Origin of the sequence: Microbacterium binotii, assembly GCF_021398715.1 — a bacterium.
GTDB lineage: Bacteria > Actinomycetota > Actinomycetes > Actinomycetales > Microbacteriaceae > Microbacterium > Microbacterium binotii_A.
The window spans coordinates 803,666-819,353 of record NZ_CP090347.1; the positions used below are offsets into that span (position 1 = coordinate 803,666).

The window sequence follows — 15,688 nt, forward strand, 5'->3', positions numbered from 1 at the left end:
CCGGTAAGAAATCTCTGAACCCTAGGGTCGGGCCGTTGCACCTTCCTCGCGCACTCGCGCCCGTGTCGACCCAGGGGGACCATGTCCGACTCCGCTCTCCGACCGCACCGCCGTGGCCGGATCCTCACCGCAGCGCTCATCGTCGGAGCCGTCGTCGCCGCTTCCGCGGTGGCGACCGTTCCCGCCGTCGGCGCTGAGCCGACGGTCGGCGCCCGCACGGCGGGTGACCCGCTCTTCCCCCACGTCGGCAACGGTGGCTACGACGTCACCCATTACGACCTGGACCTCACGTACCGCGCGAACGACGACGTGAGCGCGGTCGCGACGATCGCCGCCACCGCTCCGGCGCCGCTGTCGGCCTTCTCGCTCGACTTCGAGGGCATGACCGTCGACAGCGTGACGGTCAACGGGGTGCCTGCGCAGTTCTCCCGTGAGCAGGATGTGGACGCCACGCTCTTCAAGCTCGACATCACGCCCGCGACGGCGGTCAGCGGACCGTTCACCGTCGCGGTGGCGTACTCGGGTGCACCTGTCAGGCACATCGACGCCGACGGTTCCTCGGAGGGCTGGGTGAAGACATCCGACGGCGTGACGGCCCTGGGCCAGCCGATCGGCGCCATGACCTGGTTCCCGCAGAACAACGCGCCCGCGGACAAAGCCACCTACGACATCAGTGTGACGGCGCCCACCACGGCCGGCGGCAACCCGCTGAGCGTCGCGAGCAACGGCGAGCTGATCGGCAAGACCGTCGACGCGCAGGCGGGGACGACCACGTGGGACTGGCAGCAGCGCAATCCCATGGCGACCGAGCTCTCCGTCCTCTCGATCGGGCGCTTCAACGTGCTGGAGAGCGACATCACCCTCGCGAGCGGCCGCACGCTGCACGAATGGAGCTTCGTCGACCCGACCATCAGCGTGAACGTCCAGAACACGATCAACACGCGTCGCGGTGAGATCAAGCAGATCATCGACTGGCTCGAGACGAAGCTCGGTCCCTACCCCGGCAACAGCGTCGGCCTCATCGTCGACCGCGTCGGCGTCGGGTACGCCCTGGAGACCCAGGACCGGCCGTTCTTCGACGGCAGCGTCTCCGCCAACACGCTCATCCACGAGCTCGTCCACCAGTGGCTGGGCAACGAGGTCGCTCCGGCCGACTGGTCGCATATCTGGCTCAACGAGGGCGCGGCGGAGTTCTTCACCACCTACTACCGCTACGGCGTCGGCCTCAGCCAGACCACCCCGGAGAACGACTCCTTCGGCAGCTGGAGCTCCGCGTCGGCCTCCCGGTGGCTGACGCCCACCGTCGGTTTCACCGACCCGGCCGAACTGTACGACTGGCAGGTCTACAACCGCGGGAAGTACACGCTCGGCGCCCTCATGACCGCCGTCGGCCGCGACGCCTTCGACGCGACCTATGCCGCCTGGACGAAGGCGCACGCCGGAGGTTCCGCGGACACCGACGACTTCATCGCCCTTGCCGAGCAGGTCTCCGGCCGCGATCTGGGTGCGTTCTTCCAGGACTGGCTGTTCGACACGGACAAGCCCGTCTGGCCCGCGATGTGGACCGCGGGCGTCACGAGCGACGTCCCCGCGGGTGAGGCCGTCCTTCCGGGCGACACGGCGACGCTGACGCTCACGGTCGAGAACACCGGACGAGTGGACCTCGCCGGTGCGACCGTCGTCGCCGACGCGACCCAGCTGCTGACCCAGGCGTCCTTCCCGGTCCTTCCGAAGGGTGTCGCACGTCAGGACTCGACGCTGACATGGTCGATCCCCACGACCGCGCCCGGCGCGACCGCATCCGTCGACATCGAGGTGAAGGTTGCCGTAGACGCCCCCGGCGGTGCGATCACGATCCCGATCACGGCGCCGCAGCTCGGCTCGAGCCTGACCTCGGCGGAGGCGGTCTTCCAGATCGCCGGCCCCGTCGCGCTGAACCTGCTCAACATCAACGACTTCCACGGACGCATCGACCAGAACACGGTCAAGTTCGCCGGGACGATCGAGCAGCTGCGTGCGGAGTATGGCGAGGCCAACACCCTGTTCCTCTCCGACGGCGACAACATCGGCGCCTCCCTGTTCGCCTCGTCGTACTTCAAGGACGAGCCGACCCTCGAGGTGCTGAGCGCGCTGGGACTGAAGGCGTCCGCCGTCGGCAACCATGAGTTCGACAAGGGGATCGCCGATCTCACCGGTCGTGTCGCCGACAGCGCCGACTTCACCTACCTCGGCGCGAACGTCTACGACGCGAAGACGGGGGAGGTGCTGCTTCCGGAGTACGCAACCTTCACCGTCGACGGGTTGACGGTCGCCGTCATCGGTGCCGTCACGGAGGAGACGCCGAGCCTGGTCTCGCCCGACGGCATCGCGGGAGTCGCTTTCGGCGACCCGGTCGCAGCCGTCAACCGTGTGGCCGCGCAGCTGACCGACGGCGACCCGACCAACGGGGAGGCGGACGTCATCATTGCGGAGTATCACGAAGGAGCATCGGCGGGCACCCCGGACAAGTCGACCCTCGAGCAGGAGGTCGCCCACGGGGGAGCGTTCGCCTCGATCGTCGAGGACACCTCGGCGGCGGTCGACGCCATCTTCACCGGGCACACCCACAAGCTCTACGCGTGGGAGGCTCCGATTCCGGGCACGGATCGCACCCGTCCGATCGTTCAGACCGGGAACTACGGCGAGAACATCGGCCAGGTCGTGCTGCAGCTCGACCCGGTGACCGGAGCGGTGGAGTCCTATACGGTCAAGAACGCCGCGCGCACGACCGCCGCGGACGCCGACCTGGTCGCCGCGTATCCCCGCGTCGCCGAGGTGAAGCGGATCGTGGACGCCACGCTGGCGGATGCGGCTGCGGTCGGCAACCAGCCGGTGGGGTCGGTGACCGCCGACATCACGACCGCCTTCAGCGGCGGTTCCTACGTCGACGGCGTGTACCGAGGAGGAGCGCGCGACGACCGCGCCGCGCAGTCGACGCTGGGGAACCTCGTCGCGGACTCCATCCGCGACGCGCTGGCCGACCCGGCCCGCGGCGGAGCCGAGATCGGTGTGGTCAATCCGGGCGGGTTGCGAGCCGACCTGAGCTACGCGCCCGATGGCGTCATCACGTACGCCGAGGCGAACGCCGTCCTGCCCTTCGTCAACAACCTCTGGACGACGACTCTCACGGGAGCCCAGTTCACGAAGGTGCTCGAGGAGCAGTGGCAGCTCGACGACAAGGGGCAAGTCCCGTCACGGCCGTACCTTCAGCTCGGGCTGTCCGAGAACGTGTTCTACACCTACGACGCCGCGGCGGCGCAGGGCTCGCACATCACGGGCGTGTGGATCGACGGACAGTCGATCGACCCGAACCGCGAGTACCGCGTGGGCTCGTTCAACTTCCTCTTGACCGGCGGCGACAACTTCCGCACCTTCAAGGAGGGGGCTCAGACGCGCGACTCGGGTCTTGTCGACCGCGACGCCTGGATCGACTACCTGGCGGCGCATCCCGCACTGACACCGGACTTCTCCTCCCGCAGTGCACAGGTGTCCGGTGTCCCGGCATCCGTCGTCGCGGGCGAGGCCGTCACCTTCCAGGTCTCGCGGTTCGACCTCACATCGCTCGGCAGCCCCGCCAACGCGGTGCTGGAGCCGTCGATCGGTCAGGCCGCCTACGCACCCGTGGCCGTCGCCAACGGCGTGGCGAACGTGTCGTTGACGACGCCGGGCGATGTCGCCGGTCCGGCGGTCGTCTCCCTCACGGCGCCGGACTCGGGCACCGTCATCCGCGTGCCGATCGACGTGCGCCCGGCCGTGCCGGGAACGGATGGCGGAGCGGTCGAGACGCCCGCGCCCGAGTCGGCGCTCACGCCCGCCACGCAGAACGCGGTCCAGGTCCAGGGAGGGACCACCCTCCAGCCCGGGCAGACGATCACGATCCACGTCGGTGAGGAGTACACCGGCGACTGGGTGAGCGTCTGGCTGCGCTCCGACCCGCTGCTGCTGGGCTGGTACCGCGTGGACGAGCTCGGCAACATCACGGTGACTCTGCCCGCGGGCGTCTCCGGGGCGCATCGTCTCATCGTGCAGGACGCGCAGGGCAACGTGATCGGGTGGCAACAGGTTCAGATCGGCGCGCTGCCCAGCACGGGCCAGGACGGCGGATCGATCGTGGGGCTGTCGCTCGTCGCCCTGCTGCTGGTGGGGGCCGGGGTCTCGGCGCGCAGCATCCGGCGCAGGCGAGCCTGATCGAAGGTCGGCAGTGACGCGCGACCCCCGCCCGAATGATCGGGGCGGGGGTCGCGCGCTCCCCGGGCGGATTTGGGGCGACGGGCAACGTGGCGTAGTCTTGTGACAAGCCAAAGACCGCTGGTCATCGCCGTACGTGCAAACGTGTCGCGATCGAAGCTCTGCAACGCAGGGGCCCGCGCAGGTGACACTGAACTTCCTCCTTCGGGAATCGAGCTCCGTGCGCTTGCGCCGGAGCTTTTGTCATGTGCGGGTGGTCCAGGCCGACGCTCCGCCACCGCGGGGTGTCACGTTCACATCAAGGAGTGACCATGGCGCAGAAGGATGCATCGGTCGCCGAGCTCACGAAGAACTTCGAGGACTCGACCGCCGTTCTGCTGACCGAGTACCGCGGTCTGACGGTTGCCCAGCTCAAGCAGCTGCGCAACAGCATCCGTCAGGACGCGAGCTACGCCGTGGTGAAGAACACGCTGACCAAGATCGCCGCGAACAACGCGGGGATCACGGCGCTGGACGAGGACCTCAAGGGTCCCTCGGCCGTGGCGTTCGTGCACGGTGACTTCGTCGCCACCGCCAAGGCTCTGCGTGACTTCGCCAAGGCCAACCCGCTTCTCGTGATCAAGGGCGGCATCTTCGAGGGCAACGCCCTGAGTGCCGACGAGGTCAACAAGTACGCCTCCCTGGAGAGCCGTGAGGTTCTGCTGGCGAAGGCCGCGGGCATGATGAAGGCGACGATGGGCAAGGCTGCAGCCACCATCGACGCGCTTCGCGAAAAGCTGGAGACCGCCGAGGCCGCGTAAGCGTCCGGCGAGCTCTTTCCCACACACCCCCACCTATCTAGGAGATACATCATGGCGAAGCTCACCACTGAGGAGCTGCTCGAGCAGTTTGCCGGCCTGACCCTCGTCGAGCTCAGCGAGTTCGTGAAGGCGTTCGAGGAGAAGTTCGACGTCACCGCTGCCGCCCCCGTCGCCGTTGCCGGCGCTGCGGGTGCTGCTGGTGGCGCGGAAGAGGTCGAGGAGAAGGACTCCTTCGACGTCATCCTCGAGGCTGCCGGCGACAAGAAGATCCAGGTCATCAAGACGGTCCGCGAGCTCACCTCGCTGGGCCTCGGCGAGGCCAAGGCTCTCGTGGACGGCGCTCCCAAGCCCGTTCTCGAAGGCGCCAACAAGGAGACCGCCGACAAGGCGAAGGCCGCTCTCGAAGAGGCCGGCGCGACGGTCACCCTCAAGTAAGGTCCTCACCTTCTTCACGAAGGCCCCGGACGCGGTTCGCCGCATCCGGGGCCTTCGTGCGTCCGCGCGTAGCACGTCCGGATGAGAGCAATCTCATCGAACCGTCATCTTCTCGTAAGCCGCGGAAGGGGTCTCTCTTCGTAGTCTCCTGGTGTCCCCCAGCAGAAACTCAGGAGATCCATGTCCCCCTCCCAGTCGAGGCGTCCGTTCGCGGCGCTCGCCTTCGGGATCGGAACCGCGGTCGTCGCGGGCATGTTCGTGCCCGCCGTCGCCGTCGCCGCCGAGCCCGCCGATGTCATCATCAACGAGGTCTACCTCAAGGGCGGAAGCGCCAACGCTCCGTTCAACAAGAAGTTCGTCGAGCTGTACAACGCCGGCGAGACCGCGCAGAGCCTGGACGGCTGGTCGCTCCAATACCGTTCCGCCGATGGAACCGGGGGCCCTTCCGTCACCGAGCCGCTGAGCGGCGTCATCGAGCCCGATGACTACTACCTGATCGCGTGGAACGGCAACGGCGCCGTGGGCGCCGCGCTCCCCGTCACCCCGGACCTGTCGTTCGACAAGGGCTTCAACGCCTCCGGCACGACGGGCACGCTCTACCTCGCGGACACCACGCAGGCGCTCACGCTTCCCACCGGATCCGTCGTCGAGCAGCAGCACGTCGTCGATCTCCTCGGTTACGGCGCATCCAAGACGTTCGAGACGAGTGTGGTCCCGGTCACCGGTGCGAACAGCGTCCCCAACTCGCTCGCCCGCACGAACTTCGTCGACACGGACGACAACGCGGGAGACTTCAGCCACCCCCCGCAGATCACGCCGCAGGCATCCGCGAAGTCGGGCACCGACCCCGACCCGGGCACCGACCCGGATCCCGGCACGGACCCGGATCCCGGCACCGACCCCGGAACCCCCGCGACCAGGACGATCGCCGAGATCCAGGGCACCGGCGACGCGACGCCCCTGCTCGGCCAGACGGTCACCACGCGCGGCATCGTCACCGGCGCCTACGCGGAGGGCGGCTTCAACGGCTTCACCATCCAGACCCCCGGCACCGGCGGCGCGGTGGATGCTTCTCACACCGCATCCGACGCACTCTTCGTCTACGGAGGAACCGGGCAGGCGGGAGCGGCCCTCGCCGCGAAGGCCCCGATGGGCGCCTACGTCGAGGTGACCGGCGTGGCCGGCGAGTACTCGAGCGTCGCGGGCGACCCCCAGACACTCACTCAGCTCAACGTCTCGGCCGGCTCGGTCACCACGATCGACGAGCAGGTCGCGGCCGTCACCCCGGTGCCCCTCGCCTGGCCCATCGCCCCTGCGGACCGCGAGAAGTTCGAGAGCATGCTGGTGGCGCCCCAGGGTCAGTTCACGGTGAGCAACACGTACACGACGAACCAGTACGCCGAGATCGGACTCGCCTCCGGCGACACGCCGCTCATCACGCCGACGGATGTCGCGCGTGTGGACACGCAGGAGTACGCGGATGTCGTCGCCGACAACGCCGCGCGCGGTGTCGTTCTCGACGACGGCGCATCGATCAACTTCCTCGGCGGCTCGACCAACAAGGCGATCCCGCTGCCGTACTTGACCGACGTCGATGTCACGGTGGGCGGCGCAGTGTCGTTCACTCAGCCGGTGATCCTGGACTACCGCAACGGCGCCTGGAAGGTGCAGCCGACCACGCAGGTCAAGGCCGGCGACCCGCTGCCCGTCACCATCGGATCGGCGCGCGCCGCATCCGCACCCGACGCGGTCGGCGGAGACATCTCGATCGCCAGCTTCAACGTGCTGAACTACTTCACGACCACCGCTGCGGATGTGGGCTGCACGTCGGTCTACACCGACCGCGACGGAAACCCCATAACGGCGAACCAGTGCCCGAACAACGGCCCGCGCGGTGCGGCCACTGATGTGAGCCTGAAGCGTCAACAGGACAAGATCGTCGACGCGATCAACAACCTCGGCACCGAGGTCGTCTCGCTCGAGGAGATCGAGAACTCGGCGGCCTTCGGCGAGAACCGCGATGCGGCCCTGTCGACTCTCGTCGACGCGCTGAATGCCGACCTCGGCAAGGACGAGTGGGCCTATGTGCCCTCGCCCACCCAGGTGCCCGCCGGTGAGGACGTCATCCGCACCGCGTTCATCTACAAGGCGGATGCGGTGTCGCCGGTCGGCGACTCCGTCATCGATCTCGATGCCGCCTTCGTCAACGCGCGACGCCCGCTCGCTCAGGCGTTCGCACCCAAGGGTGAGACGGATGCCGCCTTCCTGGCGATCGTGAACCACTTCAAGTCGAAGGGCGACAACCGCGACAACCCGGCCACGGGTGACAACGCCAACGGGCCGCAGGGCGCCTACAACGGCGACCGGGTGCGCCAGGCGCAGGCGCTCGTGGACTTCGCCGACGAGCGGAAGGCTGCTGCCGGGACCGACCGCGTGTTCCTGCTCGGAGACTTCAACTCGTACACGCAGGAAGACCCCATGCAGGTCTTCTACGCGGCCGGGTACACGGACCTCGGATCGCGCACGGGCAAGCACACGTACTCCTTCGACGGTGCGAGCGGCTCGCTCGACCACGTGCTCGCCTCGCCCGCCGCGGCCAAGATGGTCACCGGCGTCGATGTGTGGAACATCAACGCGGGGGAGTCGATCGCGCTCGAGTACAGCCGATACAACTACAACGCGACGAACTTCTACGAGGTCTCGCCCTACCGGTCGAGCGACCACGACCCCGTCGTGGTCGGCGTCGCGTGGAACCCGACGGTGCCGATCAACCTGCTCAACATCAACGACTTCCACGGTCGCATCGACGCCAACACGGTGAAGTTCGCCGGGACGGTGGAGCAGCTGCGCGCCGAGTACGGCGACGACAACACGCTGTTCCTCTCGAGCGGTGACAACATCGGCGCCTCCCTGTTCGCGTCCTCGTTCGAGGACGACCAACCCACGATCGATGTGCTCAACGCCCTCGGGCTGAAGGCGTCGACCGTCGGGAACCACGAGTTCGACAAGGGGTTCGCCGATCTGACAGGTCGCGTGCAGCCCGCAGCCGACTTCACGTACCTGGGTGCGAACGTCTACAAGAAGGGCACGGACACTCCGGCTCTGCCGGAGTACGCCACCTTCGAGGTCGACGGACTCACGGTCGCGGTCATCGGAGCGGTGACCGAGGAGACGCCGACGCTCGTGACGCCGGCAGGGATCACGGACATCGAGTTCGGAGACCCGGTGGATGCGGTCAACCGCGTCGCGGCGAAGCTCGAGGCCGAAGGCGACATCGACGTGATCGTGGCCGAGTACCACGAGGGCGCCGCAGCGGGGGAGGCCGAGGAGGCGAGCCTGGCCGACGAGATTGCGGACGGCAAGGCGTTCGCCGACATCGTGCAGAAGACGTCGGCATCCGTCGACGCAATCTTCACGGGCCACACACACAAGAAGTACGCGTGGGATGCTCCGATCCCCGGCGAGCCCGGAAAGACCCGTCCCGTGGTCCAGACCGGAAGCTACGGCGAGAACATCGGACACGTCGTGCTGAACGTCGACGCGGACAGCGGCGACATCGTCTCCTACGAGGCGGAGAACGTCGAGCGGACCAAGGCGGATGACGCGCAGCTCGTCGCCGCGTTCCCGCGAGTCGCCGCGGTCAAGGAGATCGTGGACGGAGCCCTCGCCCGCGCAAAGGTGGTCGGTGACAAGCCGATCGGTTCGGTGACCGCCGACATCACCAGCGCGTTCGCTGGTGGTGCCTACACGGACGGCGTCTACGCCGGCGGCACGCGTGACAACCGCGCCGCGCAGTCGACGCTCGGCAACCTCGTCGCCGACTCGCTCGTCGCGACGCTCTCCGACCCGCTTCGCGGTGGCGCAGAGATCGGCGTGGTGAACCCCGGTGGTCTCCGTGCCGAGCTGCTGCGCGGCGACGATGGGGTCATCACGTTCGCCGAGGCGAACGCGGTCCTGCCGTTCGTGAACAACCTCTGGACGACGACCCTCACGGGGGAGCAGTTCACGCAGGTGCTCGAGGAGCAGTGGCAGACGAACGCCGACGGGACGATCCCGTCGCGGCCCTACCTCGCCCTCGGTCTCTCGAAGAACGTGACCTACACCTTCGACGCGGATGCGCCGCAGGGATCGCACATCACGGGCGTCTGGATCGACGGGAAGCCGATCGATCCGAAGGGTTCGTACCGGATCGGCTCGTTCAACTTCCTGCTGACCGGCGGCGACAACTTCCGCACCTTTGCGGAGGGAACCGACACGCGCGACTCCGGTCTCATCGACCGGGATGCGTGGATCTCGTACCTCACGGCGAACAGCCCGGTCTCCCCGAGCTACGCCACGCGCAGCGCCGAGGTGACGGGGCTCCCGGCATCCGTCGCGCCGGGCGCGCAGGTCTCGTTCCAGGTGGGCGGGCTGAACCTCACCTCGCTCGGAAGCCCGGAGACGACCTCTCTGCTGGTGAGCATCGAGGGCAGCACGGCCGTCATCGATCCGGTCACCGTCACATCCGGAGCGGCGACGGTCACCTTCACGGTGCCCGCCGACGCTCCGGCGGACAGTACGATCGTCCTCCAGGCGCCGCAGACGGGCACGGAACTCCGCCTCCCGCTGAAGGTGACCTCCGCCACCCCGCCGACCACGACGCCGCAGCCCGTGGACCAGAGCCAGCTCGTGCCCGCACTGCAGGACCTCATCAAGGTCATCGCGGGCGAGCTGCGCGCCGGGGCCACGATCACGATCCACGTCGGCGCGCAGTACGCGGGCGACTGGGTGACGGTCTGGCTGTACTCCAGCCCGCGTCAGCTCGGTGGGTGGCACCAGGTCGATGCGGCGGGCAACGTCACGGTCACCCTGCCCGCCGACCTCACCGGCGATCACCGGCTCGTGGTGCTCGACGCGAACGGTCAGGTCATCGGCTGGCAGGCGGTCTCCATCGCTCCCAGGCCGGGATCGCTGGCCGCGACCGGTGCCGAGACGCAGTGGATCGCGGGTGCACTGCTCGCCGCATCGCTGCTGCTCGCGCTCGGTATCGTCGGACGCGCGGTGCCGGTGCGTCGACGCAGCTGATCGACGACGGATGACGCGAGGGCGTCGGCGCTTCGGCGCCGGCGCCCTCGTTCACACCGTGGCGTCGGCCGTGGCCCGATCCGAGCGCAGCGGGCCGGTGGAGCTGCGCACGAGCAGTCGCGGCTTGAGGCGCTGGATGACGGGAGCGAGCGTCGGGTCCTGGATCTGCCGCATGAGCAGTTCGACGGCCGCGGCGCCCTGTTCCCGCGGCACCTGGCGGAAGGTCGTCAGCGCGAACATCTCGGCGAACTCGTGATCGTCGATGCCGATGACGCTCAGCGCAGCCGGAACATGCAGGCCGAGACGCCTGGCCGCGATGATGGCGCCGATGGCGACCTCGTCGCAGGCGGCGACGATCGCCGTGGGGCGGGTGCGCGCGTCGCTGAGCAGTTCGACCGCGGCGTCGTAGCCGGCGGGCAGCGTCAGTTCAGATTCCGTGTGGGTCGCTTCTTCCGCCAACCCCGCATCCGCCATGGACTGCATGTAGCCGTCGAGTCGCGACGACTCCACGTGCGGCCAGCGGGTGCGCGAGCCCGCACCGAGGAAGGCGATACGGCGGTGCCCGAGCTCGATCAGGTGCTCGGTGGCGCGCCGGGCGGTCAGCGCGTCGTCAAGGGTCACGACACTGGTGCGCTCGTGGTTGCCGACGACGCTCACGACGGGTTTTCCGAGGGCGAGCATGCTGTCCAGCTCGTTCTCCTCGGGCTCCAGCCCGACCGCGATGAGCCCGTCGAACCGCTTGCGCGTCAGGAAGCTCTCGAAGATGCGCTCGCGGGTGTCGCTGCCCGGTTTGGCGTCGTAGAGGGTGAGATCCAACCCTCGTTCGAGAAGTGAGGCCTGGATGCCCTCCAGCACCTCGGCGAAGAACCACCGGTTGACGTAGGGCATGACCACGCCGATGTTCTGGGTGCGCCCGGTCGACAGGCTCTGCGCGTTGGTCGACGGGACATAGCCCAGCATCTCGGCAGCACGAGTGACCCGGTCTCTCGTCTCCTGAGAAACGTAGCCGGAACCGCTGAGCGCGCGTGACGCCGTGGACTTGGAAACACCGGCCTGACGCGCGACGTCGGCAATTCCGCTCATGAGAGCCACCCTCTTCCTCGACGGGTGATGTGGGGACGCTCCACATGGTAGGCGATATCTTCACCGATAGGGAACCGGTTCCACATGGAACAGATGCTACGGGAGCGCTCCCATCACCCCGCTCGGCCTATTCGGGAGCGCTCCCATAGCAGGTTATCGAGTTGTGATCGTTCGCTGTTGTGTCGGATGCGGGATTGGATTACGGTGGCGTGGAATCGGTTCCTGAGTGAAGCCGATACGCGGGGCAAGATGCTCCTGCGTGCTCAAAGAGGAGGAATCACATGACCAGGTCACAGCGACGTCGGGTGCTTGTCCCGATGGCTCTGTTGGGAGTCGCCGGCCTTGCGCTCGCAGGCTGTGCCGAGACCAGTTCGTCCCAGGGTGGCGGCTCGGTCGAGGGCGCGACGGTCCAGATCGCCGGCGGTATCACCGGCGGCGAGGCGGACGCGCTCAACAAGTCCTTCGAGCAGTTCACCGCCGACACGGGCATCAAGGTCGTCTACACGGGTGACAAGAGCTTCGAGGGCAACATCGTGACGAAGGTGACGGGTGGCTCGGCCCCCGACATCGCGATCGTCCCACAGCCGGGTCTGCTCAAGTCCCTCATCGAGACCGGTGAGGTGAAGGAGGGCTCCGACGCCGTTTCCAAGAACGTCGACGAGTACTGGTCCGCAGACTGGAAGAACTACGGCAGCCTCGACGGCAAGTTCTACGCGGCGCCGATGCTCGGCAACGTGAAGGGCTACGTCTGGTACTCGCCCGCCAGCTTCAAGGAGTGGGGTGTCGAGGCTCCCAAGACGTGGGACGACCTGCTGACGCTCACCCAGACCATCCGCGACAAGACCGGCGCCGCCCCGTGGTGCGCGGGCTTCGCGTCCGACGCCGCATCCGGCTGGCCCGGTACGGACTGGATCGAGGACCTCGTGCTGCGCCAGTCCGGTGCCGACGTGTACGACCAGTGGGTCGCCAACGAGGTCAAGTTCACCGACCCGCAGATCAAGGACGCATTCGACGCCGTCGGCAAGATCCTGCTGAACCCGGACTACGTGAACGCGGGCTACGGCGACGTCAAGAGCATCAACTCCACCGCTTTCGGTGACGTCGCGGCCGCGGTCGCCGACGGTCGTTGCGCTCTGACGCACCAGGCGTCGTTCCTTTCGGCGAACTTCCTCGAGGCCAAGACCGCCTCCGGTGCCACGCCCACCGTCGCCCCCGACGGTGACGTCTACGCGTTCCTGCTGCCCGGCATCACCGCCGATGGTGAGCAGTACGTCGAGGCCGGCGGCGAGTTCGTGACGGCGTTCAGCGACGACGAGGCCGTCCAGAAGGTCGTGGAGTACATGTCGACTCCCGAGTTCGCCGACGCTCGCGTCAAGCTCGGCGGCGTCATCTCCGCCAACAAGGGCGCCGACCCGTCGCTCGCCTCGAGCGAGTTCCTGACGGACGCCATGAAGACGCTGCAGGACCCGTCCACGGTCGTCCGCTTCGACGCCTCCGACCTGATGCCGGCCACCGTGGGTCAGGGCTCGTTCTGGAAGGGCATGGTCAACTGGATCGACGGCCGTCCGGTCGACCAGGTACTCAGCGACATCCAGGCGGGATACGACAACTAATCCCGTCGGCTCGCTCGCGACCGCGGGGTCGTCCGGCTCTTGTGCCGGGCGGCCCCGCGGCCCCGCCCGCGGGCGGCCGCCAGGAGGACAAGGACCCAGATGTCCCAGACGAAAACGACGGAGCCGCTCGTCTTCCATGACGAGCTCCAGCCTCCGAAATCGCCCCGCGCGCGCAAGATCGCGACGATCATCGCCATCGCCGCCGCGGCTCTCGTCGTCATCGCCGCGCTTCTGCTGTGGCTGAGCCCGCAGGTTGACGACGCGCCGCCGACTTCGCTCGGTTTCTCGCTCAACAGCTTCTTCATCTGGCTGGGTGGGCTGAACCCCATCGTGCAGATCCCCATCGTGCTGATCGTGTTCGGCGCCGTGGTCGGACTCGTGCTGCTGCTCATCGAGTTCGCGCCCCGACGCGGTCGCGGCTACATGTGGCTCCGCGTCGTCGCGTGCTTCGCGATTCCGCTGCTCGCCTTCATGCTGCTTCGCCCCTACCAGAACGCGCTCGTCTACGTCCTCGCCATCGCCCTGGGCGTGGGCGCCCTGCTCTTCTTCGCCGACTATCGATCCCGCGAAGGCTCGGGATACGTGTTCCAGCTCGTCGTGTTCCTGGCACCGGCGATGCTGCTGCTCCTGCTGGGACTCATCTATCCGGCGATCTCGACCTTCTTCCAGTCGTTCTTCGACAAGACGGGTGACAACTTCGTCGGCCTCGAGAACTACATCTGGACCTTCACGAACCCCGAGGGCTTCTGGTCGGTCATCAACACGGTCATCTGGGCACTGTTCGCCCCGACGCTGTCGACCATCATCGGACTCGCCTATGCGGCGTTCATCGACCGCGCGCGAGGCGAGAAGATCCTGAAGGTGCTCGTGTTCATGCCGGTCGCGATCTCGTTCGTCGGCGCCGGCATCATCTGGAAGTTCGTCTACGACTACCGCCAGGGCGAGCAGATCGGTCTGCTCAACGCGATCGTGACCATGTTCGGCGGACAGCCCGTCGGCTGGCTGGACGCGCAGCCGCTCGTCAACACCTTCGCGCTGCTGGCCGTGTTCGTGTGGACGCAGACCGGCTTCGCGATGGTCATCCTCTCGGCCGCCATCAAGGCGATCCCGACGGAGCAGCTGGAGGCCGCGCAGCTCGACGGCGCCTCGGCCTGGCAGCGGTTCACGAACGTGACCGTTCCGGGCATCCGCTCCTCGCTGATCGTCGTGCTCACGACGATCACGATCGCCTCGCTCAAGGTCTACGACATCGTCGCCGTCATGACCGGTGGTCGGTCGAACACCTCGGTGCTGGGCTTCGAGATGGTCAACCAGCAGCAGCGGTTCCAGAGCTACGGGCACTCGTCGGCACTGGCCGTCGTGCTCTTCCTGTTCGTGCTGCCGCTGATCATCTACAACGCGCGTCAGATGCGCAAGCAGAAGGAGATCCGATGAGCGCCGCCGCCCCGACCACGCCGGCGTTCGACGCCAAGGCTGCGCGCAAGGTCGCGCGCGACACCCGCCGCAACGAGAAGACGGCGCAGAAGCGGATGACGTCGAAGACGGCCACGCTGATCGCGATCATCATCGCGATCTTCTGGACCATCCCGACCTTCAGCCTCTTCGTCACCTCGTTCCGCCCCGGTGCCGACTCCCAGACGAGCGGATGGTGGACGGTCTTCGTCGACCCCGCGTTCACGCTCGACAACTACTTCGACGCGCTCACCTCCGGTGGCACCGCGTTGACGCTGGGGGAGTCGTTCCTCAACTCGCTCGCCATCGCCATCCCCGCCACCGCCATCCCGATCGCGTTGGCATCGCTGGCGGCGTACGCGTTCGCCTGGATCGACTTCAAGGGCAAGAACGGCCTGTTCATCTTCGTGTTCGCATTGCAGATCGTGCCGATCCAGATGGCCCTCGTGCCGCTGCTCAGCCTGTTCTCGCGCGGCCTCGAGATCAACGGTGTCGCCGTCTTCCCCGGCTTCGAGCTGCGCGGAGTGGAGCACAGCTTCGCGACGGTGTGGATCGCCCACGCGATCTTCGCCATGCCGCTGGCGATCTTCCTGCTGCACAACTTCATCTCGGAGATCCCGAGCGAGGTCATCGAGGCGGCACGCGTCGACGGCGCCGGTCACGGGCAGATCTTCTTCCGGATGATCCTGCCCCTGGCGATGCCGGCCATCGCGTCGTTCGCGATCTTCCAGTTCCTGTGGGTGTGGAACGACCTGCTGGTGGCCACGATCTTCGCGCCGAGCTCATCGCTGCCGTTGACGCAGACGTTGAACTCGCTGTCCGGATCCTGGGGCGACCGCTGGTATCTCCAGTCGGCGGGTACGTTCATCTCGATCATCGTCCCGCTGATCGTGTTCTTCGCTCTGCAGCGGTTCTTCGTGCGCGGCCTGCTGGCCGGCGCGACGAAGGGCTGACGCCCCCCGCGACGCAGATCAGGGGACCGCATCCGAGAGGATGCGGTCCCCTGATGCGTTC

The 15,688-nt window shown here is 67.5% G+C and carries 8 protein-coding genes; 7 read left to right on the forward strand and 1 reads right to left on the reverse strand.

What is annotated here, in order from left to right; genetic code table 11:
• The first annotated feature begins 81 nt into the window (after positions 1-81).
• From LXM64_RS04140 to LXM64_RS04155, 4 genes are all read left to right on the forward strand, one after another.
• Positions 82-4,227: a 5'-nucleotidase C-terminal domain-containing protein gene (locus LXM64_RS04140; RefSeq protein WP_234074750.1), complete on the forward strand. Its 4,146-nt coding sequence runs from the start codon at positions 82-84 to the stop codon at positions 4,225-4,227.
• Between the two features lie 311 nt (positions 4,228-4,538).
• Complete coding sequence (gene rplJ / locus LXM64_RS04145) at positions 4,539-5,027, forward strand: 50S ribosomal protein L10 (protein ID WP_137417805.1); 489 nt, start codon at positions 4,539-4,541, stop codon at positions 5,025-5,027.
• Between the two features lie 51 nt (positions 5,028-5,078).
• Positions 5,079-5,462 carry a 50S ribosomal protein L7/L12 gene (gene rplL / locus LXM64_RS04150; RefSeq protein WP_137417804.1) on the forward strand — a complete coding sequence of 128 codons (384 nt, stop codon included), beginning with the start codon at positions 5,079-5,081 and terminating at the stop codon, positions 5,460-5,462.
• Between the two features lie 180 nt (positions 5,463-5,642).
• On the forward strand, positions 5,643-10,526 hold the full coding sequence (locus LXM64_RS04155; RefSeq protein ID WP_234074751.1) for an ExeM/NucH family extracellular endonuclease: 4,884 nt from the start codon (positions 5,643-5,645) through the stop codon (positions 10,524-10,526).
• A gap of 51 nt (positions 10,527-10,577) precedes the next feature.
• On the opposite strand, the gene LXM64_RS04160 is transcribed toward LXM64_RS04155, so the two are convergent.
• A complete protein-coding gene (locus LXM64_RS04160) occupies positions 10,578-11,609 on the reverse strand; it encodes a LacI family DNA-binding transcriptional regulator (protein WP_234074752.1) in 1,032 nt (343 codons plus the stop codon).
• A gap of 281 nt (positions 11,610-11,890) precedes the next feature.
• Here LXM64_RS04160 and LXM64_RS04165 point away from each other — a divergent pair, with 281 nt between their 5' ends.
• From LXM64_RS04165 to LXM64_RS04175, 3 genes are all read left to right on the forward strand, one after another.
• Positions 11,891-13,222, forward strand: coding sequence for an ABC transporter substrate-binding protein (locus tag LXM64_RS04165; protein WP_234074753.1), 1,332 nt, complete (start codon positions 11,891-11,893; stop codon positions 13,220-13,222).
• Between the two features lie 99 nt (positions 13,223-13,321).
• A complete protein-coding gene (locus LXM64_RS04170) occupies positions 13,322-14,656 on the forward strand; it encodes a carbohydrate ABC transporter permease (protein ID WP_234074754.1) in 1,335 nt (444 codons plus the stop codon).
• Positions 14,653-15,627: a carbohydrate ABC transporter permease gene (locus LXM64_RS04175; protein WP_137417799.1), complete on the forward strand. Its 975-nt coding sequence runs from the start codon at positions 14,653-14,655 to the stop codon at positions 15,625-15,627. Before LXM64_RS04170 ends, LXM64_RS04175 begins: the two co-directional genes overlap by 4 nt.
• Positions 15,628-15,688 lie beyond the last annotated feature (61 nt).